This window comes from Allobosea sp. TBD101, from assembly GCF_059817965.1.
The window spans coordinates 3,555,755-3,580,536 of the sequence record NZ_CM187543.1; the positions used below are offsets into that span (position 1 = coordinate 3,555,755).

At 66.7% G+C, this 24,782-nt stretch carries 26 protein-coding genes and 1 tRNA gene; 16 read left to right on the top strand and 11 right to left on the bottom strand.

The annotated features are described in order from the left end of the window. Nucleotides 1–187: 187 nt before the first annotated feature. Nucleotides 188–643, bottom strand: coding sequence for a PaaI family thioesterase (locus tag AC6RIC_RS17265; protein WP_499733241.1), 456 nt, complete (start codon nucleotides 641–643; stop codon nucleotides 188–190). A 102-nt stretch (nucleotides 644–745) separates the two neighbouring features. Between AC6RIC_RS17265 and AC6RIC_RS17270 the strand changes: the two genes are divergently transcribed. The 3 genes from AC6RIC_RS17270 to AC6RIC_RS17280 all read left to right on the top strand — a co-directional run bounded on the left by AC6RIC_RS17270 (nucleotide 746) and on the right by AC6RIC_RS17280 (nucleotide 3,561). Then, nucleotides 746–1,558, top strand: a complete 813-nt coding sequence (locus tag AC6RIC_RS17270) for an enoyl-CoA hydratase (RefSeq protein ID WP_499733242.1) — start codon at nucleotides 746–748, stop codon at nucleotides 1,556–1,558. Nucleotides 1,559–1,664: 106 nt separating this feature from the next. After that, nucleotides 1,665–2,195: a CoA-binding protein gene (locus AC6RIC_RS17275; RefSeq protein ID WP_499733243.1), complete on the top strand. Its 531-nt coding sequence runs from the start codon at nucleotides 1,665–1,667 to the stop codon at nucleotides 2,193–2,195. Nucleotides 2,196–2,283: 88 nt separating this feature from the next. Next, the gene (locus tag AC6RIC_RS17280; RefSeq protein WP_499733244.1) at nucleotides 2,284–3,561 is read left to right on the top strand and encodes an O-acetylhomoserine aminocarboxypropyltransferase; all 1,278 of its coding nucleotides are present in this window, start codon (nucleotides 2,284–2,286) and stop codon (nucleotides 3,559–3,561) included. A gap of 231 nt (nucleotides 3,562–3,792) precedes the next feature. Here the strand turns inward: AC6RIC_RS17280 and AC6RIC_RS17285 are convergent, their stop codons facing one another. Further along, the gene (locus AC6RIC_RS17285) at nucleotides 3,793–4,896 is read right to left on the bottom strand and encodes a COX15/CtaA family protein (protein ID WP_499733245.1); all 1,104 of its coding nucleotides are present in this window, start codon (nucleotides 4,894–4,896) and stop codon (nucleotides 3,793–3,795) included. Between the two features lie 98 nt (nucleotides 4,897–4,994). On the opposite strand from AC6RIC_RS17285, the gene AC6RIC_RS17290 reads away from it, so the two are divergent. Then, complete coding sequence (locus AC6RIC_RS17290) at nucleotides 4,995–5,204, top strand: DUF2842 domain-containing protein (protein WP_454657411.1); 210 nt, start codon at nucleotides 4,995–4,997, stop codon at nucleotides 5,202–5,204. A gap of 182 nt (nucleotides 5,205–5,386) precedes the next feature. Here AC6RIC_RS17290 and AC6RIC_RS17295 read toward each other — a convergent pair whose 3' ends face one another. Then, the gene (locus AC6RIC_RS17295; RefSeq protein ID WP_499733246.1) at nucleotides 5,387–6,448 is read right to left on the bottom strand and encodes a polysaccharide deacetylase family protein; all 1,062 of its coding nucleotides are present in this window, start codon (nucleotides 6,446–6,448) and stop codon (nucleotides 5,387–5,389) included. A 135-nt stretch (nucleotides 6,449–6,583) separates the two neighbouring features. Here AC6RIC_RS17295 and AC6RIC_RS17300 point away from each other — a divergent pair, with 135 nt between their 5' ends. Beyond that, nucleotides 6,584–7,810, top strand: coding sequence for a GNAT family N-acetyltransferase (locus AC6RIC_RS17300; protein ID WP_499733247.1), 1,227 nt, complete (start codon nucleotides 6,584–6,586; stop codon nucleotides 7,808–7,810). A 22-nt stretch (nucleotides 7,811–7,832) separates the two neighbouring features. On the opposite strand, the gene AC6RIC_RS17305 is transcribed toward AC6RIC_RS17300, so the two are convergent. Beyond that, the gene (locus AC6RIC_RS17305) at nucleotides 7,833–9,998 is read right to left on the bottom strand and encodes a GumC family protein (RefSeq protein ID WP_499733248.1); all 2,166 of its coding nucleotides are present in this window, start codon (nucleotides 9,996–9,998) and stop codon (nucleotides 7,833–7,835) included. A 677-nt stretch (nucleotides 9,999–10,675) separates the two neighbouring features. Between AC6RIC_RS17305 and AC6RIC_RS17310 the strand changes: the two genes are divergently transcribed. Beyond that, a complete protein-coding gene (locus AC6RIC_RS17310; RefSeq protein ID WP_454657415.1) occupies nucleotides 10,676–11,236 on the top strand; it encodes a polysaccharide biosynthesis/export family protein in 561 nt (186 codons plus the stop codon). Between the two features lie 16 nt (nucleotides 11,237–11,252). After that, nucleotides 11,253–12,419 carry a glycosyltransferase gene (locus AC6RIC_RS17315; RefSeq protein ID WP_499733249.1) on the top strand — a complete coding sequence of 389 codons (1,167 nt, stop codon included), beginning with the start codon at nucleotides 11,253–11,255 and terminating at the stop codon, nucleotides 12,417–12,419. A 159-nt stretch (nucleotides 12,420–12,578) separates the two neighbouring features. Here AC6RIC_RS17315 and AC6RIC_RS17320 read toward each other — a convergent pair whose 3' ends face one another. Together AC6RIC_RS17320 and AC6RIC_RS17325 are read right to left on the bottom strand one after the other, a co-directional pair. Next, complete coding sequence (locus AC6RIC_RS17320; RefSeq protein WP_499733250.1) at nucleotides 12,579–12,914, bottom strand: SMR family transporter; 336 nt, start codon at nucleotides 12,912–12,914, stop codon at nucleotides 12,579–12,581. Next, entirely contained in the window at nucleotides 12,911–13,264 is a 354-nt protein-coding gene (locus AC6RIC_RS17325; protein ID WP_499733251.1) for a DMT family transporter, read from the bottom strand. Before AC6RIC_RS17325 ends, AC6RIC_RS17320 begins: the two co-directional genes overlap by 4 nt. Before the next feature lie 521 nt (nucleotides 13,265–13,785). Here AC6RIC_RS17325 and AC6RIC_RS17330 point away from each other — a divergent pair. Genes AC6RIC_RS17330 through AC6RIC_RS17340 form a run of 3 tightly spaced genes read left to right on the top strand, consistent with a single transcriptional unit; the run spans nucleotide 13,786 to nucleotide 17,719 of the window. Next, entirely contained in the window at nucleotides 13,786–15,339 is a 1,554-nt protein-coding gene (locus tag AC6RIC_RS17330) for an undecaprenyl-phosphate glucose phosphotransferase (protein WP_454657419.1), read from the top strand. Then, nucleotides 15,336–16,571 carry an O-antigen ligase family protein gene (locus AC6RIC_RS17335; protein WP_499733252.1) on the top strand — a complete coding sequence of 412 codons (1,236 nt, stop codon included), beginning with the start codon at nucleotides 15,336–15,338 and terminating at the stop codon, nucleotides 16,569–16,571. Before AC6RIC_RS17330 ends, AC6RIC_RS17335 begins: the two co-directional genes overlap by 4 nt. Continuing rightward, nucleotides 16,568–17,719, top strand: coding sequence for an acyltransferase family protein (locus AC6RIC_RS17340; RefSeq protein WP_454657421.1), 1,152 nt, complete (start codon nucleotides 16,568–16,570; stop codon nucleotides 17,717–17,719). The genes AC6RIC_RS17335 and AC6RIC_RS17340 overlap by 4 nt, the downstream gene beginning before the upstream one ends. Here AC6RIC_RS17340 and AC6RIC_RS17345 read toward each other — a convergent pair. After that, the gene (locus AC6RIC_RS17345; RefSeq protein ID WP_499733253.1) at nucleotides 17,689–18,507 is read right to left on the bottom strand and encodes a class I SAM-dependent methyltransferase; all 819 of its coding nucleotides are present in this window, start codon (nucleotides 18,505–18,507) and stop codon (nucleotides 17,689–17,691) included. The genes AC6RIC_RS17340 and AC6RIC_RS17345 overlap by 31 nt on opposite strands. A 199-nt stretch (nucleotides 18,508–18,706) precedes the next feature. Between AC6RIC_RS17345 and AC6RIC_RS17350 the strand changes: the two genes are divergently transcribed. Further along, a tRNA-Pro gene (locus AC6RIC_RS17350) sits at nucleotides 18,707–18,784 on the top strand. A gap of 145 nt (nucleotides 18,785–18,929) precedes the next feature. Here AC6RIC_RS17350 and AC6RIC_RS17355 read toward each other — a convergent pair. Continuing rightward, nucleotides 18,930–19,508 (bottom strand): alpha/beta family hydrolase, encoded by a 579-nt coding sequence (locus AC6RIC_RS17355; RefSeq protein WP_499733254.1) that lies wholly within the window; start codon nucleotides 19,506–19,508, stop codon nucleotides 18,930–18,932. Between the two features lie 436 nt (nucleotides 19,509–19,944). On the opposite strand from AC6RIC_RS17355, the gene AC6RIC_RS17360 reads away from it, so the two are divergent. Continuing rightward, nucleotides 19,945–20,115 carry a hypothetical protein gene (locus tag AC6RIC_RS17360; RefSeq protein ID WP_499733255.1) on the top strand — a complete coding sequence of 57 codons (171 nt, stop codon included), beginning with the start codon at nucleotides 19,945–19,947 and terminating at the stop codon, nucleotides 20,113–20,115. Between the two features lie 97 nt (nucleotides 20,116–20,212). Then, nucleotides 20,213–20,461: a hypothetical protein gene (locus AC6RIC_RS17365; protein ID WP_454657425.1), complete on the top strand. Its 249-nt coding sequence runs from the start codon at nucleotides 20,213–20,215 to the stop codon at nucleotides 20,459–20,461. A gap of 338 nt (nucleotides 20,462–20,799) precedes the next feature. On the opposite strand, the gene AC6RIC_RS17370 is transcribed toward AC6RIC_RS17365, so the two are convergent. Together AC6RIC_RS17370 and AC6RIC_RS17375 are read right to left on the bottom strand one after the other, a co-directional pair. Next, on the bottom strand, nucleotides 20,800–21,423 hold the full coding sequence (locus AC6RIC_RS17370) for an alpha/beta hydrolase (RefSeq protein ID WP_499733256.1): 624 nt from the start codon (nucleotides 21,421–21,423) through the stop codon (nucleotides 20,800–20,802). Between the two features lie 106 nt (nucleotides 21,424–21,529). Further along, a complete protein-coding gene (locus AC6RIC_RS17375) occupies nucleotides 21,530–22,462 on the bottom strand; it encodes a ring-cleaving dioxygenase (RefSeq protein WP_499736620.1) in 933 nt (310 codons plus the stop codon). A 201-nt stretch (nucleotides 22,463–22,663) separates the two neighbouring features. On the opposite strand from AC6RIC_RS17375, the gene AC6RIC_RS17380 reads away from it, so the two are divergent. From AC6RIC_RS17380 to AC6RIC_RS17390, 3 genes are all read left to right on the top strand, one after another. Beyond that, nucleotides 22,664–23,089, top strand: a complete 426-nt coding sequence (locus AC6RIC_RS17380) for a DoxX family protein (RefSeq protein WP_454657427.1) — start codon at nucleotides 22,664–22,666, stop codon at nucleotides 23,087–23,089. Nucleotides 23,090–23,136: 47 nt separating this feature from the next. After that, nucleotides 23,137–24,102 carry a LysR family transcriptional regulator gene (locus AC6RIC_RS17385; RefSeq protein ID WP_454657428.1) on the top strand — a complete coding sequence of 322 codons (966 nt, stop codon included), beginning with the start codon at nucleotides 23,137–23,139 and terminating at the stop codon, nucleotides 24,100–24,102. An 81-nt stretch (nucleotides 24,103–24,183) separates the two neighbouring features. Next, entirely contained in the window at nucleotides 24,184–24,354 is a 171-nt protein-coding gene (locus tag AC6RIC_RS17390; protein WP_454657429.1) for a hypothetical protein, read from the top strand. Between the two features lie 10 nt (nucleotides 24,355–24,364). Here the strand turns inward: AC6RIC_RS17390 and sugE are convergent, their stop codons facing one another. Further along, a complete protein-coding gene (gene sugE / locus AC6RIC_RS17395) occupies nucleotides 24,365–24,682 on the bottom strand; it encodes a quaternary ammonium compound efflux SMR transporter SugE (RefSeq protein WP_499733257.1) in 318 nt (105 codons plus the stop codon). Between the last annotated feature and the right edge of the window lie 100 nt (nucleotides 24,683–24,782).

Genomic DNA, 24,782 nt, shown 5'->3' on the forward strand with positions numbered 1-24,782 from the left:
GAGCTCAAGCTGGGCTGCGCCACTGACGATGGCGCCGGATAATACTGCCCATCGTGCCCGAATGATCATTGGTAGGCCCACCAGCCTAGCGGCCGAACCGCTAGGAGCCTGAATTGCGGCATCGACAAACTACGGCGCCCGCTACCAACAAACTTACTGTACGCGCCGTTTTTGACATCGAGTGAAATCAAGGGCTTACATTATTTCTTACCGACATTCTTTGTGCTTTCGGACAGACGGGAATCGAATAGGTCCCCGTCGCGTGACAGACCATCTCCGGTTCACCTTGCGAATAGAGGCAGACCTCGCCGACCGCGAGCCGCTTGCCGAGCTTGAGCAGCTTGGCCTCGCCGATCAGCGCCGCCTGGCCGGGCTTGCGCAGGAAGTTGAAATTCAGGCTCGTCGTCACCGCGAGGCCGACCGGGCCGATCTGGGCGAGGATCGCCGCATAGAGCGCGAGATCGGCCAGCGCCATCATGGTCGGGCCCGAGATCGTGCCGCCGGGGCGCAGGTGCTTCTCGTGGTAGTCGCAGCGCATCCGGGCCGTCATCGGCCCGACATCCTCGATGAAATAGGTGCGCCCGCCATGGTGGAGCTGGGGAAAGACCTCGTCGAGATAGGCATCGATCTCGGAGGCGCTCATGCGGGTCGTCATGCGGAAAACCACAGGCTGGAACGGGGCTTATCCCCTTGCAGCATGGCCGGCCGGCTCCGACAATAGGCGGAAATGCGGAAGGGAAGCACGATGAACGCCCATCACAAGCCGGAGGCCGCGCCCGTCCTGCTGCGCGAGGACGCCAAGGGGATCACAACGCTGACGCTGAACCGCCCGCAGGCACGCAACCCGCTGAGCGAGGCGATGCTGGCGGCGTTGAGCGAGACCTTCACCGCGATCGCGGCCGATCGCGCGGTCAAGGCCGTGATCCTCACGGCGGTCGGGCCGGTGTTCAGCGCCGGGCACGACCTCAAGGAGATGACCGCCCATCGCGCCGATCCCGACCGGGGCCGCGCCTATTTCGCGGATATCCTCGGGCGCTGTTCCGCCATGATGCAGCAGATCACGGCCCTGCCCCAGCCGGTGATCGTGGCTGTCGAGGGCACAGCCACCGCCGCCGGCTGCCAGCTCGTCGCGAGCTGCGACCTCGCGATCGCCGGCGAAGGCGCCCGCTTCTGCACGCCGGGCGTCCATATCGGGCTGTTCTGCTCGACGCCGATGGTCGCGCTTTCGCGCAACCTATCGGCCAAACATGCGCTGGAGATGCTGCTGCTGGGCGAGATGGTGCCGGCCGATGAGGCCCTGCGGATGGGCCTCGTCAATCGTGTCGTGCCGGCCGGCGACGCTCTGGCGGAAGCGCAGCGGCTCGCGGCGATCATCGCTTCGAAGTCTCCCGCAACGGTCAAGATCGGCAAGCGCGCCTTCTACGAGCAGCGCGAGATGGGGCTCAAGGCGGCTTATGACCACGCCTCGGCCGTGATGGTCGAGAACATGCTGGCACGGGACGCCGAGGAAGGCATCGGCGCCTTCGTGGAAAAGCGCGCGCCGGTGTGGAAGGGGTAGGACCACCCTCCCCGCCCCCGGCAACCACGGGGAGACCCGGGATGACGGCGCGGTCGCTGCATCCTATATCGGCCCTGCGCCTTCCCCGCCGCTGAGGCTCAGCTTCATGACCCACGACGCCTATCCCGACAGCCTGATCCGCGACATCCTGAAATCCGTGAAGCGGATCGCGCTGGTCGGCGCTTCCGCCAACGAGGCGCGGCCGAGCTGGATCGTAACGAAATACCTGATCGACCGGGGTTATGACGTCATTCCGGTCAATCCCGGCCTCGCCGGCCAGACGATCCTCGGCAAGACGGTCTATGCCACGCTCAAGGATATCCCCGGCCCGGTCGACATGGTCGAGATCTTCCGCAATTCGGAAGCGGCCGGCCCGATCACCGACGAGGCGCTGGCGCTCGATCCCCTGCCCAAGGTGATCTGGATGCAGCTCTCGGTGCGCAACGACGAAGCGGCGGCACGGGCCGAGGCGAAGGGCGTCACCGTCATCATGAACCGCTGCCCGAAGATCGAATACGGCCGCCTCTCCGGCGAGATCGGCTGGCAGGGCATCAATTCGCGCATCCTCTCGGCCAAGAAGCCGGTGCTCGCCGGCAAGGGCTTCCAGAAGCTGACGATCAACCGGCCGGGAACCTGACGCGGCCTGCCGCCCCGAATTGACGCTTCGACAACCGTTCGTTAAATCGAACGATCCGTTTTCGACGTCAGATTGTCAGGGAGCAGCCATGACCGACCGTGCACCGGGTTTCCACACACTCGCCATCCACGCCGGGGCAGCCCCTGACGCCGCGACGGGCGCACGCGCCACGCCGATCTACCAGACGACGTCCTTCGTCTTCGACGATGTCGACCATGCCGCCTCGCTGTTCGGCCTGCAGGCCTTCGGCAATATCTATACCCGCATCGGCAACCCGACGAACGCGGTGCTGGAAGAGCGCGTCGCAGCACTGGAGGGCGGCACGGCGGCGCTCGCCGTCGCGTCCGGCCACGCGGCCGAGTTCCTCTGCTTCCATGCGCTGCTGCAGCCGGGCGACGAGTTCGTCGCGGCGCGCAAGCTCTATGGCGGCTCGATCAACCAGTTCAACCATTCCTACAAGAGCTTCGGCTGGAACGTGATCTGGGCCGATCCGGACGATGTCGAGGGCTTCGCCGCCGCCGTGACGCCGAAGACCAAGGCGATCTTCATCGAGTCGATCGCCAATCCCGGCGGGGTCATCGTCGACATCGCTGCGATCAGCGCCATCGCCAAGAAGCACAACATCCCGCTCATCGTCGACAACACGATGGCCTCGCCCTATCTGCTGCGCCCGTTCGAGCACGGTGCCGACATCGTCGTGCATTCGGCGACGAAGTTCCTCGGCGGCCACGGCAACTCGATCGGCGGCCTGATCGTCGATGGCGGCTCGTTCAACTGGGTCGGCGACGACCGCTACCCGATGCTCTCCAAGCCGCGGCCGGAATATAACGGCATGGTGCTGGGCGAGACCTTCGGCAATTTCGCCTTCGCCATCGCGACCCGCGTGCTCGGCCTGCGCGATCTCGGCCCCGCGCTCTCGCCCTTCAACGCCTTCATGCTGCTGACCGGCATCGAGACCCTGCCGCTGCGCATGCAGCGTCATTGCGAGAGCACGCAGAAAGTCGCCGAGCATCTCCAGAAGCATCCGGCCGTCGAGTGGGTGAGCTACCCCGGCCTGGCCGGCGACAAGTACGAGGAACTTGCCAAGCGCTACACGCCGAAGGGCGCCGGCGCGGTCTTCACCTTCGGCCTCAAGGGCGGCTACGACGCCGGCGTCAAGCTGGTCTCGAACCTCAAGCTGTTCTCGCATCTCGCCAATATCGGTGACACCCGCTCTCTGGTGATCCACCCAGCCTCGACCACCCATCGCCAGCTCACCGACGAGCAGAAGATCGCATCCGGTGCCGGGCCGCAGGTCGTGCGCCTCTCGATCGGGCTCGAAGATGTCGAGGATCTGATCGCGGATCTGGATCAGGCGCTGGCATAAGCTCATGCCTCATTCTCGGGCTTGCCCCGAGAATCTCATGACCATGGAGGCGCCGGAAACGGCGCCTCTTTTGTTTGGGAGAACTCCGATTGTCATTCCGGGGCACGCCGCAGGCGTGAACCCGGAACCCACGACCGGGTGAGCCCTGCAAACAGTAGCGGACACGCCACGACCCAGTCGTGGGTTCCGGGCTCTTCGCTGCGCGAAGCCCCGGAATGACAAGCGGGCTGCTTATCCCCTTGCCGCCTGCTCGGTGCGGGTGACATGCACCACGCCCATCGCCAGCACGGCGAAGCCGAGCGCCTGATGGCTAAGCCCGGCCCAGAGCGGCACGACCAGCAGCAGCGTCACGATGCCGAGCGCCGATTGCGCCAGAACCAGCCCGGCGATCGCGGTCGCGCGTTTGGCGCCGCCCGATCCCGGCGCCGCGCGGCGCAGCCGCAGCACGTTCCACAAGGCGACAGCGAGAAGGACATAAGCGCCAAGGCGGTGGTTGAACTGCACCAATGCGACATTGTCGACGAAGTTCTCCCAGAACGGTGTCTGGGCGAAGAGCTGCGAGCTAGGGGGCACCAGCACGCCGTCCATCAGTGGCCAGGTGTTGAAGGTGAAGCCGGCCTTCGAGCCGGCGACCAGCCCGCCGAGCGCGACCTGCACGAACAGCAGGAGCAGCAGCAGCCAGGCGGTCGCCCTGCCCCGCGCCGGTTCGACCCGGCGCAGCGGGGTCAGCGCCGTCGCGAAAGCCACGACCGAAGCGAAGAACAGGCCGGCGAAGGTGAGATGCAGCGTCAGCTTCACCGGTGCGACGGCGATCATGCCGGGCTGGAGGCCCGAGGCGACCATGATCCAGCCGATCGCGCCTTGCAGGCCGAGCAGCAGCCCCATGCCGAACAGCGTCGCGGCCTGCCGGGCCGGCAGCAGACGGCGCGAGGCAACGACGAGGAAGCCGGCGAGATAGATCAGCCCGATGAAACGGCCGAGTTGCCGATGGCCCCATTCCCACCAGTAGATGAACTGGAACTGGCCCAGGCTCATGCCTTCGTTGAGAAGTTGGTATTGCGGGCTCGCGCGGTATTTGCCGAACTCCTCGGCCCAGGCTTCGGCGGAGAGCGGCGGCATCGCTCCGGTGATGGGCTTCCATTCGGTGATCGAGAGGCCGGAGCCGGTCAGCCGCGTCGCGCCGCCGACCACAACCATCAGGAAGACGAGCCCGGCCACGATCCAGAGCCAGCGGCGGATGCCGGCATGATCGGCCTTGGCGTCGGCGCGTGTCTGGTCGAGGGCGAGGGTCACGGGCGGGCTTTCGGTCGCAGGCGGGGATCTTTCGGCGCGCATCGCTTCACAAGCGCGCTCGCCGGTGACATAGACCCGTCGCTCCGGCGCGACAACGCCCGCATTGCCGCAGCAGCCCAGTCCGCGCGGTGGAGAGCCCGATGAAACAACGCAACCGCAAGCTGGTCGGGACCGTGCTGATCCTCGTCTTCGTCTGCGTCTACGCGCTCGTCGCGATGGCGCTGGCGCAGGGGCGGATCACCGAGGCGTCGAAGCCGGTGCAGACCATCGCTTATATCGCGCTCGGCCTTGCCTGGGTGCTGCCGCTGCTGCCGCTGATCAAGTGGATGGAGCGCAAGGACGAGGCTTGAGGCGTTTCGCCGATCCCGGCGGAAGAACCACGCGTGTCATTCCGGGGCGTGCCTTTAGGCGCGAACCCGGAACCCACGACCGGGCGAGCCGCCGGCCACTGAACACAAGATGTCTCACCCGGTCGTGGGTTCCGGGTTCTTCGCTCCGCGAAGCCCCGGAATGACAAGCCGAGGGCAAAACCCTAACCGACATCCAGCCTGCGCGCCCTACTTCGCAACCAGAACGGCAAACCCGACAGCAGCGCCCGCAGCGCCGCCTCGTTCTGATGGAGGCCGTTGAGCGAGACGCGCGGCAGGGCGTGGAGATGGCCGGCGTGCTCGGGAAAGAGATGGCCCGGCCGCGTCGTGACGGCGCTCTCGAAGCCCGCCTCTGCCGCCAGCGCGAAATCGCGCGGCCCGGCCGAGCCGGAATCGCCGACCGGATAGGCGAAATGGCGGACCGGCATGCCCAGCTCCGTCTCCAGACGCTGTTTGCTCTCGACAATCTCATGGCGCGCGACATCCGCATCGTGCTTCGCCAGCATCGGATGCGTCAGGGTATGGGCGCCGATGGTCACGCCCGGCGCGCCTGAGAGAGCCCGCAGCGTCTCCCAGGGCAGGCATTCTCGCTCGACAATGGCGGCCGGGTCGATGCCGGCCTCGGCCGCCAAGGTGGAAATCGCTGAGAGCAGAATCGCTTCCGGGCCGCGGCGTAGACGCCAGTAGAGCTTGGCGAAGGCGCGGTCCTTCTCGGCATCGGTTTCGGTCCGAGCCGTGAAACGGCCATCCGGCAGCGCGAGATTGATGTGCGGAAGAGCCCGGATCACCTCCTCCAGCTCGACCCACCAGAGCCGCGCCGTGCGATCGGCGAAGCCGGGCGTCACGAACAGGGTCCAGGGCGCCTCGTGCTTCGCGAGAACGGGCCAGGCCTCTTCGACATTGTCGCGGTAGCCATCGTCGAAGGTCAGCGCGACGAAGAAGCGGCCGGGCCTGGGATTGCGCAGGCGCGCCAGGGCCTCCTGCAACGAGACGATATCGTAGCCCTCGGCCCGGATCAGGCGCAGCGCGCGATCGAGGAAGTCCGGGGTGATGTCGAGCAGCGCGTTCGGCGCAAAGCCGCGCCGCTCCGCCGCCCGGACATGGTGCAGGGTCAGGATCACGCCCGCGCCTTGCGCAAAGCCGCGGCTCCAGCGGTCGGCGCCGGTCGCCGTCATCACCCTGAATGCGGCCGCGATGGCCCTGTGACGCCCGTTCATCGCCGCCAAATGCAACCGTCCCCTTGCAACCACCCGCTAACGCTATCGCGCGATGGCGCGGCGGGACCAAGGGATTGTGGCCGATCCGTTCACAATGACGGGTTAAGGACGCTCATCTGCTCTGCTCGTATGGGCGAAGGACACATGCCCGCCATCGCCGCTTCGACATCGGCCAACTCAGACGCGGCCACCGCCGCCCGGACCGCGCGACGCCCCTGGGCCTCGATCGCGATCGAGACCGATATCGCGGCGCTCGCCGACACCTGGCGTGCGTTCGAGGCGACCGCGCTGGTGACGCCCTATCAGAGCTATGACTGGATCAGGCCCTTCGTCGAGACGATCGGCGCAGCCCACGGCATGGCCTTGCGCTACGCGCTGGTGCGCGATGCCGGCGGCAAACTCTGCGCCTTGCTGCCGCTGACGATCACCGGCCGCAGCGGCTTCCGCTTTGCCGAGTTCATCGGCGGAAAGCACGCCAACTACCATATGGGGCTCTACGCTCCGGGTTTCGCCGCGCAGCTCGACACCGCCCTGACGACGCAGATGTTGACGGAGATCGGCAATGCCATCGGCGGACTCGATGCGCTCGCCTTCGTCAACCAGCCGATCACCTGGCAAGGCGTCGGCAACCCCGCCGCGCAGCTCGCCGCCGGCCCGAGTCCGAGCCGCGCCTACAAGCTCGCCCTGATCGCCGGCGACGGCGATGCGACGCTCAGGCGCTCGATGAGCAGCCACGCGCGCAAGAAGCTCAAGAACAAGCACAGCCGCTTCAAGGATTTCGGGCCGTCGGTGCTGACGCGGGCAACAACGCCCGGCGAAGCCGCACGGATCATCGACGCGTTCCTGGAGCAGAAGGCGGAGCGCTTCCGCTTCATGGGCGTGCCTGACCCCTTCGCCGAGCCGGCGATGCGCGCTTTCCTGGAACAGGCGGCGATGGATCGCCGTTCCGAGCGCCCTGCGATCGAGCTCTATGCCCTCGATCTCGAAGGTCGGCCGGTGGCGACCTATGTCGGCGCGACCCAGGGCGAGCGCTTCTCGGGCATGGCGACCTCGTTCGACATGGCGAGCGAAACCGTCAAGACCAGTCCGGGCGAATTGCTGCTGGCCGAATTGATCCGCCTGAAAGCCCGGGAGGGCGTGGCGGTCTTCGATCTCGGAGTCGGCGAAGCCCGCTACAAGACCACCTTCTGCGACGACCATGACGATCTCGTCGACAGCTTCCTGCCACTGACCTTCAAGGGCCGACTCTTCGCGCGGATCGCCCGGACGAAGCGCGAGTTGAAGCGGCTGATCAAACGTTCGCCGGCTGCGCTGAAGCTCGCCCACCGGGCATCGGGCTGGCTGCGGCGCAAACGCACAGAGGACGAGTAGGGCCGCGCCCGGCTCCGGCGGCTCAGGCGTCGACCGGCGCCTCCGTGCGCGACACCGGGGGCATCGGCACGCCGCCCTCGGCATCGAGGATCAACGTGACCGGCGCCTCGGTCAGTTCGCTCAGGCGATAGGCCGTTTCCAGTGCGTGGCCGTTGCCGACTTGCCCGCTCATCACGAGCCCGGCCTGCGCGCGGCGGGCGATCGGCGCCAGCACCGCGCCGTCGTCGTTCGAGGCGGTCGCGACCAGCACCCAGTCATAGGTCTCGCAAAGCGCATCGAGCGCGACATCGACGAGATCGGGAGCCGCCAGCACCGCGGCGCGACCGGCGCGGCCGGCCCCGATACGGTGCAGCCGCGAACCCGACGCGCGCATGATGATGTCGGAGAACAGCGCCTCGCCGGCGAGAAGCTCCGAGAAGCCGGCCTCCCCGCCCGCGGGGTCGGTGGACAGGTCGACGAGCACACAGCGGCAGCGCTGCGCCAGCAATTCGGCGAGGTCCCGCGGCCTTGCAGCCTCGTCGCCGGCGCCATCCAGGACCAGCGCCAACGGCGCCATGCCGCGCGACGGCTCGCGGGTCCGCTCGGCGATCTCGGCCAGCGTCAGCTCGGGCTGGTCCAGGTCGAGCCGGATCTGGCCGAGCTTCCCGGCATGGGTCAGCAGGCCGGCGACGCGCGCATGGCGCGGTGCGCCGGGCATCGGGCCGGGCGCCTCCTCATCCTCGTCCTCGGACGAGGCAGCGGAAACCCAGCGCGGCCCGCGCGGGGCGTCCGGCAGGGGGCGCCCCTGGCCGTTGAGCAATTCGCGGGTCACGATCGTCGCCAGCGCGATCAGGAAGGTCGCAAGCGTCGCAACCAGCACGACCGGGATCTTCTTCGGGAAGGAGGGCTCGGTCGGCTCGACCGCCCGCGAAATGATGCGGGCATCGGCCGGCGCGGCATTCATGGTGTCGCGCGCGACCGCCTCGCGATAGCGCTGCATGTACTGCTCGAGCTGCTCACGCAGCGTGCGGGCCTCGCGCTCCAGCGCGCGCAGCTGCACTTCGCTGTCATTGGCGCTGGAGACGTTCTTCTTCTGCCCGTCGAGCGCGGCCTGGAAGCTCTCGACGCGCTGGCCGGCGATCTTGGCCTCGTTCTCGAGCGTGCGCACGGTGCGCTCGGCAGCGGCGCGAAGCTGGCCTTCGAGGTCGAGAAGCTGGGCGTTGAGCTCCTTGATCCGCGGATGCTCCGGCAGCAGGCTGCGCGATTCCGCCGCGATCTGGGCGCGCAGGTTGACGCGCTGCTCGATCAGCCGGCGGACGAGGTCATTATTGGCGACGTCGGGGATCTCAAAGGTGCGGCCCTGCTTGATGGCATCGCGGATCAACCCCGCCTTGGCCTGCGACTCGGCCTGCTGGCTGCGAGCGCTGGAGAGCTGCGCCGACAGGTCGGTGAGCTGCTGGGAGGTGATCGTGGTGTTATTGGGGCCGGCGAAGAGGCCGTTCTTAGAGCGGAAGTCCTCGACCCTGGCCTCGGCCTCGGCGACGCGCTTGCGCAAGGGCTCGATCGTGGTCGAGAGCCAGTTCGAGGCGCTGCGGGCATTCTCCTGCTTCGCCTGCTCCTGGAATTCCAGATAGGTCTCGGCAATGGTGTTGGCCGCCTTCGCGGCGAGCGCGGCATCGCTCGACGTGAATTCGATGGAGACGATGCGCGAACGGGCGACGGGGAAGACCAGCAGCCGGTCGTAGTATTTCTCGAGAACGCGTTCCTCGGGGGAGCGGTCGGCCGGATGCCCCCCGAGCCCGATCATGACGGCGAGCTTGCGCACCGCGCTCAACGCTCCGACGCCGGAATCGAATTCGGCATTGCCGACGAGCCCGATCCGCTTCACCGCCTCGCGCGCCAGGTCGCGGGACATGATGATCTGGACCTGGCTCAGCACCGCTTCTGAATCGAACTGGCCGCTATCGGCCGCAGCCTGCCCCGGCAGCGTATAGAAGCCGCCGCGGCTTTCCAGCAGCAGCTTGGCTTCGCCGGTATAGCGCGGCGTCACGACGTTCACCGCGACGAAGGACAGGCCGAGGGCGGCGAGCGTCGGCGCGATGATCCAGAACTTGCGGCGCTTGATCGCGGCCCAGAGGGCGGAGAGATCGAGCATGTCGCCTCGGCCTTCGCCGGCGCCGCGCGCATCAATCCCAGCTTGAGCGGTCATGGGGCCACCTATCGACGCAAAACTCTCGTCCCGTGGAAGGGACGCGGGCGACATTGAAAGCTCAGTAAGGTTATCGCCGGGTAAATGCCGGCGGGATGGCGGCCCCGCTTTGGCCCTTGCCGTCTCCCGCCCCCGCTTCGGGCGCCGGCCGTCCGGGGCGATTCGGCCGCAGGAAACCCCGGCTTCGACCGGGCCTTGCGCCGCAATCAAAGTCGCGTGGCGCCTTGATTTCACACAGGAGGGACGGGCCGGCGCAGCAGAATTTTCGGCAAGGCCACCCTCTCGATCGTAAACGACGACCGCGCCCACCTGCCGGCGCAGTCCCTCTCGACAGCTCGCAATCGGCAAATTCTGCGCGAGAGACCCGGCGCCCGGTAAGGAAGCTTAACGGATCATTACCGCTATTCTGAACGGCGGCTTCACCGGCCATTCAGCGGGAGAAGCGAATCTCGGCTCGCTCGACCAAACGTGTCGCCATGATCGGGCCGCTGCCGACTGCAGCTACCCCCACAGCCTCGCAGTCGGCAGCGTTTTTTGCGCGCCCTCCCCCGAACGATCCGAAGCAGCCAGACGCGGCAACGCGGCCGGTCGATCGATGCCCGCAACGCCTCGCGGGAAGCCTTTGTTAACCATGTCGAGTCTAAAGATCGGGCCAGTTCTGCACGGGTAAGCCAGTGATGAGTCGACGCCTCGCCTCTCTCGCCTTGGCTGCCGCCATGACTGCGGGAGCCTGCGCGCCCCGCTATCCGGCGGCGGACTATGCGCTCGCCGAGCCGGCCGGCCCTTATCGGCTGGCCAGCGGCGACCGGCTGCGCGTCATCGTGTTCGGGCAGGACAATCTCTCCAACATCTATGCCGTCGACGGCGCCGGGCGCATCGCGATGCCGCTGATCGGCTCGGTCGAGGCGCAAGGACGCACGACGCAGCATCTCGCCCAGGCGATCGAGGCCAAGCTGCGCGGCGGCTATCTGCGCGAGCCCAAGGTTTCGGTCGAGGTCGACACATACCGCCCCTTCTTCGTGCTCGGCGAAGTCACCCAATCCGGCCAGTTCCCCTATGTTAACGGCATGACCGTGCAGACGGCGGTCGCGATCGCCGGCGGCTTCACGCCGCGCGGCCAGCGCTCCACGGCCGAGGTGACGCGCCAGATCGACGGCCAGACCGTGACCGCGACCGTGCCGATCACCTATCCGGTGCAGCCCGGCGATACGATCGTCATCAAGGAACGCTGGTTCTGAGATTGCGGCGCGCTCGATGACGGACAATCTCGCCGCCCGCCCCCTGAAAATCCTGCATGTCTTCCGCGCGCCGCTCGGCGGGCTGTTCCGGCATGTCCTCGATGTCGCGCGCGGCCAGGTCGAGCGCGGCCACAACGTCGGCATCTTCTGTGATTCCAGCACCGGCGGAGCGCGGGCCGACGCGGTCTTCCGCGAGCTCGCCGGCCGGCTGGCGCTGGGCGTGACCCGGGTGCCGATGTCGCGCTACCCGAACGCCACCGACCTCAAGGCCCAGTTTTCCGAGATCTCGCTGCGGCGACGCCTCGCGCCGGACGTGGTGCATTGCCACGGCTCGAAGGGCGGGGTCTATGGCCGCATCCCCGCGCTGTTTTCGCCCGGCCGGCGCTATGTTACCGCCTACACGCCCCATGGCGGCAGCTTCAACTACAAGCCCGGCGGCGTGGAGCATAAGGTCTATATGAGCGTCGAGCGCCTGCTCGAAGGCGCGACCGACATGTTCCTGTTCGAGAGCCGCTTCATCGCCGGCCGCTTCGAAGCCCATATCGGCCACCTGCCGCGCACGGATCATCGCATCGTGCTCAACGGGGTTTCCGACGCGGAATTCGAGCCGATCGATCACGAGGCCGCCGAATTCGATCTGCTCTATCTGGGCGAGCTGCGCTCGGCCAAGGGCGTCGACACCCTGATCGATGCGCTGGCGCTGCTGCGCCGTCGGGACGGGCTGACGCCGCGCATCCTCATCGTCGGTTCGGGCCCGGACGAAAGCGAACTGAAGCAGATGACGCGCGAGCGCGGCATTGCCGACCAGTGCGCCTTCGAGCCGCCGGCCCCCATCCGCAAAGCACTGGCGCGCGCCCGCGCGATGGTCATCCCGTCGCGAGCCGAGTCCCTGCCCTACGTCATCCTGGAAGCGGCAGCGGCCGCGCAGCCGCTGATTTCGACCGATGTCGGCGGTATCGGCGAGATCTACGGCCCCAACCATCGCCAGCGCCTGATCCCGGCCGACGACCCGGCGATCCTTGCCGGGGCGATCCGGGCGATGCTGGAGACACCGGGGCCCGAGCGCCTCGCCCAGGCGGCGGATCTCGCCGGCCATGTCCGGCAGAATTTCCGCCTGGACGACATGGTCGACGGCGTCATCGCCGGCTATCGCGACGCACTCAAGACACGCGGCATCGTCTGACGCGCCCCTTGTCATTCCGGGGCTTCGCGCAGCGAAGAACCCGGAACCCACGACCGGGCGAGCCGCTGGCAACGAGACACAAGATCTCTCACCCAGTCGTGGGTTCCGGGTTCGCGCCTGCGGCAGGCCCCGGAATGACAAAGGTGGCTCCGACAGACCTCAGACCAGCTTCAACGCCACGACGCCGCAGACCACGAGCAGGATGCCGAGCCAGCCCGCCGGCCTGATGCGCTGGCCGAAGACCAGCGCGCCGATGACGGCGGTGATCACCAGCCCCGCCCCGCCCCAGACCGCATAGGCCACCGAGAGGTCCATGCCCTCGATCGCCTTTGCGAGCGCGGCGAAGGCGCCCATGACGAGAACGATACCGCCGGCGCCCATGATGCGACGGCTCATGCCGTCCGAGAGCTTAAGCAGATAGGTGCCGCCGATTTCGAGCGCGACGGCAAGCACGAGCCAGAGGGCAGGCGCAGCCTGCACAAAGGAGGCATTCACGCGAGCCTCCCGTGATCCTCGCTGCGTTCGTGCCCCACTCCGTTCTCGATGAGGAGAATGCCGGCCAGGATGGCGGCGAGCCCTGCCGCTCGCGCGGGGGTCAGATGCTCGCCGAAGAGCACATGGCCGATGACCGCGATGCCGACGATGCCGAGCCCTTCCCAGACGGCATAGGCGACCGCCATGGGGATGACGCGCAGCGCGATGCTGAGCAGGATGAAGGAGAAGCCGATCAGGACCAGCGGCAATGAGCCGACGAGCCATGAGGTGGAGACGGCCGACTTCAGCGCGGCCGTCGCGACGATCTCGACGGCGATTGCCGCGAGCAGAACCAACCAATGAAAAGACATGATGCACACGGGCAAAGCCGGCGCTGAACGTCGCGGGTGCGACGCAGGGACAGCCAAGCAATCGTTAGAGTTTTAAATCGACGGATCCAAAAAGAAGACTGAGCCGGAGCTTTGCTCCAGCAACCGACGCCATAGGAAAAAAACCTATCGAGGCGCGGCGCTCTTCTTGAGCGTTATATGCTTCTCAGACACTCATCGATTGCCAATATGCCTACGCCAATCCAATCTGTCAACTCACGATCACTTGCAATAACAATCACTTGCGGGAAATCGCGGCTTCTTCGACCGTTCTAGACCTGTGCCAAATCACTGGCAGGCCAAGACAAAATCCACTTTTTCGCCATCGCGTTTTCGCAGAGTGCAAAACGGGTCCGGCGCGGGCCGCCGCCGGAGCTCGAAGGCTTACGAATCCATCGAAACAGCGAGCGGTCCGATTAAACGTTCCGTGAGCAATTTCGGGTAGAGCCGAACCGGGATCGCTGCACCCCCGGCGCGGCGCTCCGAGTTGAGGATGTAGGCTTATGGGGACTTTCGATGTCCGCGATATGATGAAGGCGGACGCGGCCGCCTCGGCGACGCCGGATGTCTTCGGCGGGACCGAGAAAGGGCCGACGCGGCGCTTCCATCCACTGGCCGAACGCATCGCGGCCATCCCCGTCAAGCCGACCCTCTCCCCGGTTATGATCGAGGGCGTGGCCCGGCTGCTCGACCTGATCGCCGTACTCGGCACGGGCGGGCTGATCTACTGGCTCTATGCGGCCGGAAAGGTCGAATACACGCTGCCTTACCAGGTGACGGTCGGGGCGTTGGCTCTCGGCGCGCTGGCGCTCTTCCAGGCATTGCAGCTCTACCCGATCGGCGCGCTGCGCCATTTCATCGGCAGCGCGGTCAGGCTGGTCACCGGCTGGACCATGCTCTTCCTGGTCGCGCTCGCGGCCTTCTTCTTCCTGAAGATCGGCGATCAGGTTTCGCGCGTCTGGCTGATCGGCTTCTATTTCTCCGGCGTCGGCGCCCTGCTCGCGGGGCGCGTGATCATGACGACCGGCGTGCGCTATCTCACCCGCAGCGGCCGGCTGGAGCGGCGTACGGCGATCGTCGGCGGCGGCGAAGCGGGCGAGGCCCTGATCCGCGCCCTGGAAACCCAGAAAGATACGGGCCTGCGCATCTGCGGCGTGTTCGACGACCGCAACGACGAGCGCTCGCCCGATCTCGTCGCCGGCTATCCCAAGCTCGGCACGATCGACGATCTCGTCGAGTTCGCGCGCCGCACCAAGCTCGATCTCGTCATCTTCACCCTGCCGATCTCGGCCGAAGCGCGGCTTCTGACCATGCTGCGCAAGCTCTGGGTGCTGCCGATCGACATCCGCCTTTCCGCCCACATGTCGAAGCTGCGCCTGCGCCCACGCTCCTATTCCTATTTCGGCGCCGTGCCGGTGCTCGACGTCTTCGACCGGCCGATCGCCGACTGGGACATCGTCGTCAAATGGGCGTTCGACAAGGTCGTCGGCACGCTCGCGCTGATCGCGCTCTCGCCGGTGATGCTGGCGACCGCGATCGCGATCAAGCTCGATTCCAAGGGGCCGGTGTTCTTCCGCCAGAAGCGCTACGGCTTCAACAACGAGACCGTCGACGTCCTGAAGTTCCGCTCGCTGCGCCACGACATGGCCGACCATGCCGCGGCCAAGCAGGTCACCAAGGACGACCCGCGGGTCACCCGCGTCGGCCGCTTCATCCGCAAGACCTCGATCGACGAACTGCCGCAGCTCATGAACGTCGTCTTCAAGGGCGACCTCTCGCTGGTCGGGCCGCGCCCGCATGCGATCCATGCCAAGGCCTCGAACCGCGCCTATGAGCAGGTCGTGGACGGCTATTTCGCGCGCCACAAGGTCAAGCCCGGCATCACCGGCTGGGCCCAGATCAACGGCTGGCGCGGCGAGACCGACACCGACGAGAAGATCCAGCGCCGCGTCGAGCACGACCTCTACTATATCGAGAACTGGTCCGTGCTGCTGGACCTCTACATCCTGCTGAAGACGCCGTTCTCGTTGCTGACCAAGAACGAGAACGCCTATTGAGCACGCTGGCGCAGACCCCGCCGCGCGGCGAACGACTGACGATCTCCTACGCGGCGATCAAGCGCGGCATCTTGTGGCTGCTCGGTGCATCCAGCGGGCTCGCGCTGATCGAGCCCTCGCCGTATGAGGTCGTCTTCCTGCTGGCGCTGTTCGTCTTCGCGCTGACGGGCATCCGGTTCTCCCAGAAGCTCCTGCCGCTCGCCGTGCTGCTGCTTGGCTACAATATCGGCGGCATCGTCTCCCTCATTCCCTGGATGAGCGACGGCGACGCGGTGCGCTTCACCGCCGTATCGGTCTATCTGATGATCACGGCAGTCTTCATCGCCGGCATCATGTCGCAGGATGCAGCCGGAAGGCTGGAGACACTGCGCCGCGGCTACCTGTTCGCTGCCTGGATCGCGGGATTGGCGGCACTTCTCGGCTATTTCGACATCGCCGGGCTCGGCCAGGCCTTCACGCTCTACGGCCGCGCCTCCGGCACCTTCAAGGACCCCAACGTGCTGGGGCCCTATCTCGCCCTGCCGATCGTCTATGTCCTGCAACGGATACTGACCGGTCAGGTCGGCATGCTGCGCGGCCTCATCACGCTCAGCGTACCGCTCGCCGCGCTGTTTCTCACCTTCTCCCGTGGCGCCTGGGGCGTGCTCCTCGTCTCGGCGGCGTTGATGGTCGCTCTCACCTTCCTGACCGCGTCCGACGCCGCGCGCCGGGCGCGCATCGTCACGATGTCGCTTGCGGCACTCGCCGCGGCGTTCGCAGCGCTGCTGGTCGCGCTCTCCTTCGAGGAGATCCGCAACGTCTTCGATGCACGCGCCAGCCTCAACCAGGACTATGACCTGGGCGTCACCGGCCGCTTCGGCAACCAGCTGCGCGCCATTCCGATGCTGCTCGATGCGCCCAACGGCTTCGGGCCCCTGCAATTCCGCTGGATCTTCAACCAGGCCGACCCGCACAATGTCTACATCAATGCCTTCGCCTCCTATGGCTGGCTCGGCGGGCTGTCCTGGGCCAGCCTGATGGTTGCAACCTCCTATATCGGCTGGCGGGTGGTGTTCCGGCCGGGCCCGACACAGCTGCATGCCATCGCGATCTGGTCCGTGCTTTTCGTCACCATCCTGCAGGGCTTCCAGATCGACAGCGACCACTGGCGGCATCTCTATCTGATGCTGGGCCTGATCTGGGGTCTGGCCGCATTGCGACCAGGCGACGGCGGCGGCGAGGAGCGCTCGTGACGGCAGCAGCGCCATCGACCCGCGAGAATGCCCCGGGTGGTCAGATCGAGACCATCCAGGCCCTGCGCGCGATCGCCGCACTGCTGGTGGTCTTCGGCCATGCCGCCCATGAGACGGAGGCCATCGGCCCGCGCGTGGGCCTGCCCGCCATCGACGCGTCCTTCATGTATTGGGGTATCGGCGTCGATATCTTCTTCGTGATTTCCGGCTTCATCATGGTCCATACCTCGGCCGACCTGTTTGGCCGGCCGGGCGCCTGGCGGATTTTCCTCGCCCGACGCATCGCCAGGATCGTGCCGCTCTACTGGCTCCTGACCAGCATCCTGCTGATCGGAGGCTTGATCGCTCCCCAGTTGCTCAACGTGCCGTTCGGCGACTGGCAGCACATCCTCGCCTCCTATCTCTTCATCCCGAGCCTGCGCGGCGGCGACGAGATCAGACCGGTGATGGCGCTGGGCTGGACGCTGAACCTGGAGATGTTCTTCTACGTGCTGTTTGCCGGCGCGCTGCTTTTGCCCCTGCGGCGCGGCATGATCGCGCTCGCGCTCGTCATCTCCGGCCTCGCCCTGGCCGGCGCGCTCCTGAAGCCGGCGCAGGTGCAGCTCGCCTTCTGGACGCAGCAGATCATCCTCGAATTCCTGTTCGGCTGCCTGCTGGCGCTTGTCCATCGACAGGGTATCCGGCTGCCGGCCGCAAGCGCCGTGCTGCTGGTTGCCCTCGGCTTCGCCGGCATGTTCAGGTTTCTCGGACTTGATGGACAGGAGACGATCGCGCCGGCTCTGCGCTGGGGCCTGCCCGCTGCCCTGATCGTCGGCGGCGCGGCGCTCTATCGCGGAGCCCCGCCGCGATTGGCGCTGCTGCTCACCGGCCTCGGCAACGCGTCCTACAGCCTCTACCTCTTCCATCCCTTCGCCTTGCGGCCGCTGCGGGAAGTCTGGGTCAAGCTGGTCGGAGGAGCGCTGCCGCTGGAACTCTACATCGCCCTCGCGATGACGGCCGCGGCGCTCACCTCGGTGCTCCTCTACGGCTGTGTCGAGCGCCCGATCGGGCGCCGGGTGCGTTTCCCTTCCGCGATGGTCCGCCCGCGCGGGGCCGGTTCGACGCAGACGGAAAGCGCTCAGCCCCTGCCCTTGCGCACGACGACATAGGCGTAGGTCGTCACGAGATTCCAGCCGATCCGCGCCGCCGTTGCATTGAAGGCGTGGTCGAGCTGCTTCAGCCCCGGCATCCGGTCGAAATAGCCATGCCCCCAGAAGCGCTGGACATGGGTCTCAGCAAAGCCGGCCCGCTTCAACATCGGCTCGAGCACGGCCGGGTCGCCGCGGCATCCATCGTAGAGCGCAGGAAACTTCGGATCGCCGCCGCCATCGCGGCGCGCCGGGAACAGGGCGTGGACGATGGCGTGCGAGGCCTTTTCCGGCAGGACGTGGTTCAGTGCGAAGACGGGCGCCCACAGCGTCGGGAAGAAGGCGAGCGCCACACCGCCCGGCGCCAGCAATTCATGGATGTTGCGCCAGGCGCGCTCGACCCCGTCGACATGCTCGAAGACCATGCGGGAGACCATCATGTCGTAGCCGCCACGCCGGACATCGGGCTCGGAGAGGTCTCCGGCGATATCGAAGCGCGCGGTCCTGAGCCCCCGCCCCGTCAGGGCCAGCTCGCCGGCATCGATGTCGTTGACGATGAGGTCGATGCCGTTGCGGGCGGCCTGCTCCTGGGTGAACAGCGGATCGCGCCCGCCGCCGATCTCGCAGACGCTGCGCAGGCCGAACTGATGCGCCAATCCGAGAATGGTCGCCTCGTAGTGGTCCCAGGCCCATTGCGAGTGCCAGTCGGGCTTGATCCCTCCGAAGAAGGTCGCAAGCGAGCCGGCCGGCTGCGCCGTAGCCCGGCGCCCCGGCCCGGAGCCTGCAATCGCAAGACTTGCCATCGTCATGATCGCCTCCGCTTCTGCGTGCCCTGCCCCCAGACGACATTGGCTGCTGGGCCTGACGGCCGCAACGGGAAGGTTAAACAACAGTTAACGCATGCCGGCCTTGCTGAAAGGCGGCTTCATGCGCCCAGCATCAAGACTGTTCATGATCGCATCGAAGCGCATTGCATCTGCCGCGCCTCACCACTATAAGCCGACCCGTCGGAGCGTAGCGCAGCCCGGTTAGCGCACTTGTCTGGGGGACAAGGGGTCGGAGGTTCGAATCCTCTCGCTCCGACCATTACATCCCGAGAATCGTCGGCTTCGAGCCGTTGCGATCTGCACTGCGGCTGCGCGGGCATGCGGATGATGTCGAGAATCCCTGCGGCTCGGCACAAGGCTCTTCCACAAGGTCTCCGTTATTCGCGCCGGGTCGGCGGCTCCAGCTACCGGGACATTCGCCTCGCGAGCCCCGATATCGTCCGCTGCAGCCGTGCGGTCCATCGCTGTTCATCGGCGTGTCGCACGATTCGCGCCGCGATCACGTCCCACTGCTCTTGCGAAAGATGCAGGTCGTGTTCGGCCTCGATTGCCTCGATGCGCACGGCCGGCGAGAGGGGATACCGCTCCGTCGCCAGCTCTCTTGCGCCATAATAGTCGGCTTCGCCCTGCAAAATGAGGAATGGCACCTGAAGCGACGCCAGATGCCGTGTTCGTGCCGGGTCTTCATCTGAACCGGGCGCGCGGAACGGGTAGCCCAGCGCCACCATGGCCGTCAGGGGCGCTCCTTCGCTGGCGGCAAGGGAGATGATGCGCCCGCCGGAGGATCGACCGATCGCGATCACCTGCTTTCCGGCGAAATGATCGCTCATGCGTACAAATGCCGACTTTCGCTTCTCGAGCCCACGATCCGCGTCGCAGATGTCGCGTTCTCCAAGAAACAGCACACCCTGCCCGGCAAGGCGTCGACGAAGAGCCTGCTCGACATGCTGGTCGACCGGGTGAGAATCCCCGGCCAGATACAAGAAAACTCTCATCCCCATGGGAGGGGCTTTCACCACCCCGCACCTTGCCGCGCAATCGACGCGTTCGCGATGTCCCCGGCTCTTTCTGCGTCGGTTCAAGACGCACTGCCCGGGCTGGCGTCACATCCCGGTAGGGATCCTCTCCCAAATGGGGGGCGACAGCGCCCGATCTGCGCTTTCGTCCTGAAACCGAGTGAGGGGCTCATGCTCGACCAGGATGGAGCTTCCGCGACAGTGATCGGCGTCACCGTGCCGCACTGGCTATTGTCCGCGATCAACGGAACGGCGGCACTGGTCCTCATGTTCGTGATCTGATCAGGGCAGCAGGCCTGCCTGCGGAAGCAGATACCCCAAATGGGGGCTGCTCGAACACTTGCTTCGATGCGATGAAGAAAGTGCGGCTCCAGGTAGTTCCACCATGACACACAAGCATCAGATGTCGCTCATCGCGCGACGGGCCCAGATTCGTCGTGCCACCGCCAACCGGAAGGATCTTCCTTCAGTGCAGCCGGCCGGCCGGCCCGATTTGCGCCTGGTCTCGAGCAGCCACGAAGCCGAGCGGGTCGCACAGATCGATCATCGCGACCTGGCCACGGCCGTCGAGTAGCGATCCGGTCCGCCCCCGCGCGTCCCGCGTTCAGCCCATAGTCATCTGCGATGGCCCTTGATGGCGGCACGGCACACGGATTGCCGTAGCGTCAATAATGGCCACGGACGGTATCGCGTTGAAGCAAGACTGGTTCCATTGCGAGGATTGCGGCTCGCCGGGCGTCTCGATTCCGCACGCGCTCAGCGATGCCAGCGTGGTCTCCTGCGCCAATTGCGGATTGAGCCTGAGCTCCTGGGCCGAGTATCGCCGCAGGATCGACCAGGCCCTGATGGCCGAGCAGGCCAGCAAAGCGCGCCGCGTCATCGTGGCGGACCCGATCGGGAGCGTCATGGCCGAAGCCTGACGACAAGCGCCCGTCGCCTTCGCCACACCGGTTCGAGCGCGAGATCGGGGCGGGCAGAGTTGTCCACTGCCCGGCATCGTCAACCGGCTTGCCAGACGTTACGTCAGGCTTCACGATCCCCTGACGTAGCGTCGATTGGGAGGTCGAAGATGCGTGCCGTGTCGCATTCGGTGGACATGCCGGTTTCGAGCCAGCGGGCGGTTCTGCTGCGCATGCTCGTGCTTCTGGCCATCACAATGGCCGTCCTCATGCCCCTGATCGACTAGGGGCCTCCGGCAAAGCCCGTTTTGCTCGCACGACGCGGCATCGCAGAACGATCTCCGCGATGCCGCGATCCCTCAGCGGTGCGCCAGCCAGTCCTTGAGCAAGCCGATATCGGCCTGGCCGAGCCCATGCCCTGCCGGCAGCATGCGGTGCTCGACCGTCGCACCGCTACCAGAGAGCCGGCAGGCAAGCGCCTCGGCATCGGTCTTCGGCACGATCGGATCGAGCGCGCCCGACAGGATCAGCACGGGCTTGCCCGCGAGATCGGCTTCCGACACTTCCACGAAAGGCACCATCGCGCGTAGAAGCGCGGCGCCGGCCAGGATTTCGGGCCGCTGCTGCAGAAGAGCCGCCGCGATATTGGCGCCGTTGGAGAAGCCCAGCGCGAGCGGCGCCGGCAGGCCATAACGCTCCCGCGCCCACAGCACGAATTCCGCCAGCTCGTCGGTGCGCCGCTTGAGATCGGCCTCGTCGAAGACGCCTTCCGCGAGACGGCGGAAGAAGCGCGGCGCCGAACCTTCCAGAACCTTGCCGCGCGGCGAGAGCAGGCTCGCGCCAGGGGCGACGGTGCGGCCGAGCGAGAGAAGATCGCGCTCGTCGCCGCCGGTGCCGTGCAGGAGCAGCAGCGGCCGGCGCGCCGGATCGCTGCCAGGCTCGAAGACATGAATGAAATCGGTATCGACGGTCGTGGCGGTCATGGTCATCTCCCTTCATCAAGCGGAGGCGCCCTGCCCCTTGCGGCAAGCAGGCAGAGCGCTGTGGTGTCGCTCCGCCGCCCGCCTGAATGGCGGGCGGCGGGTCTCGTCAGCCGAGAGCGGGCAGGACCGCCTCGATCTCCTTGCGATGCGCCTCGTACTGGAGCGGCAGCTTCAGCGAACGGCCGAGTTCGGCGGCAGGCTCATCGACCGCGAAGCCGGGAATATCCGTCGCGATCTCGAACAAGACATGGCCGGGCTCGCGGAAATAGACCGAGCGGAAATAGTTCCGGTCGCGCTGTTCCGTGGGGCTGATGCCATGGTTCTGAACAAGGCGGCGCACCATCTCCTCCTGCGCGGCGTCATCGGCCGCCCGGAAGGCGATATGGTGGACCGAGCCCGCGCCCTGCCGGGCCGGCAGGAAGCCACCGGCGACGCGCAGGTCGATCACCCCGCCGATCGCCGTGCCCTTCGCGGCATAACGGATCAGCGTGCCCTCGCGGCCGATCTCCGTGAAGCCGAAGACGTCACTGAGGATGGCGCCGGTCGGCGCGGCATCGGCCAGCAGCAGGCTGACGCTATGGAAGCCGCGCAGCGCATGCTCGGCGGGAATGCCGCCGTCAGTCCAGGCGGGCTCCTTCTCGACGCCCGGCAGGCCGACAAGGGCGAGCCTCATGCCGTCCGGGTCGCGAAAGCTCAGCACGGTCTCGCCGAAACGCTTCACCGGCACCTCATGCGGCACGCCCTGCTCGACGAAGCGATGAGCCCAGAAGCCGATCGAGCCTTCCGGAACCCGGAAGACCGTCTCCTGCGTCTCGCCGACGCCGAGCCGGCCGGGCGACGCATGTTCCCAAGGGAAAAACGTCAGGATCGAGCCGGGTGCGGCATCCACATCGCCGAAATAGAGGTGATAGGTGCCGGGATCGTCGAAGTTCACCGTCTTCTTGACGAGACGCAGACCGAGCACGCGAGCATAGAAGTCCAGATTGCGGCGCGCCGGACCGGAGATGGCGGTGACGTGGTGAAGGCCGTTGATCTGCATGGCGAGGTCCTCCGTTTTCCTGATCACGATGAGCGACATCCGCTCGGTTGACCGGAAGATCGGCATGAAGGCGGCCGAACGCCAGAGACAATTCATTGCATCCACGCAATGTCGTTATCGCCAATCTACAATTTGATTTGCGAACAAGGCTGACCAATCTTCTGACCCGAGACCAACCGGTCCCGTTTCAGGAGACTTCCCATGATCGACAATCGTCTCGCCCCTTATGGCGCCCTCGGCCTGCGCGTCGCGCTTGGCCTGATGTTCATCGCCCATGCCTATCTCAAGCTCGTCATCTTCACGCCCGCCGGCTTCACCGGCTTCCTTGGGCAGGTCGGCCTGCCGGGCTTCCTCGCCTGGCCGATCATGCTGGCCGAGCTCATCGGCGGCATCGCCATCCTCATCGGCTTCCATGGCCGCCTCGTCTCGGCCGCGCTGCTGCCGGTTCTGCTTGGCGCTCTCGCGATCCACGCTCCGAACGGCTGGGTCTTCAATGCGCCGAATGGCGGCTGGGAATATCCCGCCTTCCTCGCCCTGACCGCGCTGGCGCATGTGCTGATCGGCGACGGGGCGCTTGCCGTGACCCGCACGGGCTCCGCGGCGGCCGCCAAGCCGGCGCTGGCGTGACGCGAACCCGCCTTGAAGGGGCGCGCGCCTTGGCCGAGAGTGAGCGGATGAATCAAGCCGCGAAGCCCCTGGCCTGGGACGATTTCCGCCTGATCAAGGCGATCGCCGACAAGCGGGCGCTGCCGGCAGCCGCGGCAGCGCTCGGCGTCAATCACTCGACGGTGTTCCGCCGCCTCGGCCAGATCGAGGAGGCGCTCGGCACCCGCCTGTTCGAGCGCCATCGCAGCGGCTATGTCGCGACGCCGGCCGGCGAGGAGATGATCCAGCTCGCCGCCCGCGTCGACGACGACATCACCGCCTTCGCCCGCAAGCTCGCCGGGCAGGAGATCAAGCCGGCCGGGGAATTGCGCGTCGCCACCAACGACTCCCTGCTGGTCGACCTGCTGACGCCGCTCTTCGCCGGTTTTCTTGAGCAGTGCCCGGATATCCGGCTCGATATCCTGATCGGCAACCAGGCCGCCAACCTCTCCAAGCGCGATGCGGATGTCGCGATCCGCGCCACCGATCATCCGCCGGAGACGCTGGTCGGCCGCAAGTCCGCCCGCATAGCCTGGGCGCTCTATGGTCGCGCCGTCGACTTTCCCGAAGCCGAACGTCCTTCTCGCGAGAGCCTGTGGGAGCGCAGCTGGGTCTCGCTCGGCGACCAGTTCACCATGCTGAGCGCGGTGCGCTATCTCGCCCGCCATGTCGCGCCGGAGCGTGTCGTCTACCGGCTCAACACGGTGCTCGGCCTTGCCGAGGCGGTCCAGGCCGGGATCGGCGTCGGCTTCCTGCCCTGTTTCATCGGCGACACGCGTCCCGCCCTGAGACGCCTGGGAGAGCCGGACGCCGACCTTGCCGCCGATCTCTGGCTGCTGACCCATCCGGACATGCGGCACACGCCACGCGTCAGACTCTTCCTCGATTTCCTGGCGGTCGAACTCGCGCGATTGAAGCCGCTGGTCGAGGGCGATCGCCCGATCGGCGGCCGACCCGGATCAGGACCTCCGTCGATGGAGAGATCTCTGCGGTAGTTCCCGACGGACTTCCCCTGCGCCATCACGCAAACCCGGCAGCTATTGCTGCGCAGCCGGCGCGCGGGTTAGGCTCAAGCTATGGAGATCGTCATCCCGCTGATCATCGGCCTCAGCCTGATCTGGCTCGTCGGCCGCGGCGTGCCCTGGAACGCGAAGCTCATGACCCTCGTGGTCACGCTGGCCGTCATCGTGCTGATCGTGCTGCTGGAGCGCGGCGGCTACTGGCCGGAATCCTGGCGGCGCAGCTGAGCCCTGGCGCTCACGCCGAGACCAGCTTGAGCCCGACGATGCCGGCCACGATCAGGCCGATGCAGGCCAGCCGCAAGGCGCCTGCCGGCTCGCCCAGCAGGGCGATGCCGAGGATCGCCGTGCCGATCGTGCCGATGCCGGTCCAGACCGCATAGGCCGTGCCGACGGGCAGCGATTTCAAGGCGAGGCCAAGCAGGCCGAGGCTGACGACCATGCTCGCGCCGGTGAGCAACGTCGGGACGAGCCGCGTGAAGCCTTGCGTGTATTTCAGGCCGATGGCCCAGCCGATCTCGAACAGGCCCGCAATGAAGAGATAGAACCAGGCCATGCTGGCGCTCCCGGTGATGTGGCGCGACGAGCCGCGTCCAACAGGCAACCGAGATCTTTCCCGGTTCCCCGAACCTATGTTGCGGCCCTGGTACATCAAG

Excerpts from the sequence above, each read along its gene's own strand:
- AC6RIC_RS17265 (WP_499733241.1), bottom strand. The coding sequence starts at position 643 with ATGAGCGCCTCCGAGATCGATGCCTATCTCGACGAGGTCTTTCCCCAG.
- AC6RIC_RS17270 (WP_499733242.1), top strand. The coding sequence starts at position 746 with ATGAACGCCCATCACAAGCCGGAGGCCGCGCCCGTCCTGCTGCGCGAG.
- AC6RIC_RS17275 (WP_499733243.1), top strand. The coding sequence starts at position 1,665 with ATGACCCACGACGCCTATCCCGACAGCCTGATCCGCGACATCCTGAAA.
- AC6RIC_RS17280 (WP_499733244.1), top strand. The coding sequence starts at position 2,284 with ATGACCGACCGTGCACCGGGTTTCCACACACTCGCCATCCACGCCGGG.
- AC6RIC_RS17285 (WP_499733245.1), bottom strand. The coding sequence starts at position 4,896 with ATGCGCGCCGAAAGATCCCCGCCTGCGACCGAAAGCCCGCCCGTGACC.
- AC6RIC_RS17290 (WP_454657411.1), top strand. The coding sequence starts at position 4,995 with ATGAAACAACGCAACCGCAAGCTGGTCGGGACCGTGCTGATCCTCGTC.
- AC6RIC_RS17300 (WP_499733247.1), top strand. The coding sequence starts at position 6,584 with ATGCCCGCCATCGCCGCTTCGACATCGGCCAACTCAGACGCGGCCACC.
- AC6RIC_RS17305 (WP_499733248.1), bottom strand. The coding sequence starts at position 9,998 with ATGACCGCTCAAGCTGGGATTGATGCGCGCGGCGCCGGCGAAGGCCGA.
- AC6RIC_RS17310 (WP_454657415.1), top strand. The coding sequence starts at position 10,676 with ATGAGTCGACGCCTCGCCTCTCTCGCCTTGGCTGCCGCCATGACTGCG.
- AC6RIC_RS17315 (WP_499733249.1), top strand. The coding sequence starts at position 11,253 with ATGACGGACAATCTCGCCGCCCGCCCCCTGAAAATCCTGCATGTCTTC.
- AC6RIC_RS17325 (WP_499733251.1), bottom strand. The coding sequence starts at position 13,264 with ATGTCTTTTCATTGGTTGGTTCTGCTCGCGGCAATCGCCGTCGAGATC.
- AC6RIC_RS17330 (WP_454657419.1), top strand. The coding sequence starts at position 13,786 with ATGGGGACTTTCGATGTCCGCGATATGATGAAGGCGGACGCGGCCGCC.
- AC6RIC_RS17345 (WP_499733253.1), bottom strand. The coding sequence starts at position 18,507 with ATGACGATGGCAAGTCTTGCGATTGCAGGCTCCGGGCCGGGGCGCCGG.
- AC6RIC_RS17360 (WP_499733255.1), top strand. The coding sequence starts at position 19,945 with ATGTCGCTCATCGCGCGACGGGCCCAGATTCGTCGTGCCACCGCCAAC.
- AC6RIC_RS17365 (WP_454657425.1), top strand. The coding sequence starts at position 20,213 with ATGGCCACGGACGGTATCGCGTTGAAGCAAGACTGGTTCCATTGCGAG.
- AC6RIC_RS17370 (WP_499733256.1), bottom strand. The coding sequence starts at position 21,423 with ATGACCGCCACGACCGTCGATACCGATTTCATTCATGTCTTCGAGCCT.
- AC6RIC_RS17375 (WP_499736620.1), bottom strand. The coding sequence starts at position 22,462 with ATGCAGATCAACGGCCTTCACCACGTCACCGCCATCTCCGGTCCGGCG.
- AC6RIC_RS17380 (WP_454657427.1), top strand. The coding sequence starts at position 22,664 with ATGATCGACAATCGTCTCGCCCCTTATGGCGCCCTCGGCCTGCGCGTC.
- AC6RIC_RS17385 (WP_454657428.1), top strand. The coding sequence starts at position 23,137 with ATGAATCAAGCCGCGAAGCCCCTGGCCTGGGACGATTTCCGCCTGATC.
- AC6RIC_RS17390 (WP_454657429.1), top strand. The coding sequence starts at position 24,184 with ATGGAGATCGTCATCCCGCTGATCATCGGCCTCAGCCTGATCTGGCTC.
- sugE (WP_499733257.1), bottom strand. The coding sequence starts at position 24,682 with ATGGCCTGGTTCTATCTCTTCATTGCGGGCCTGTTCGAGATCGGCTGG.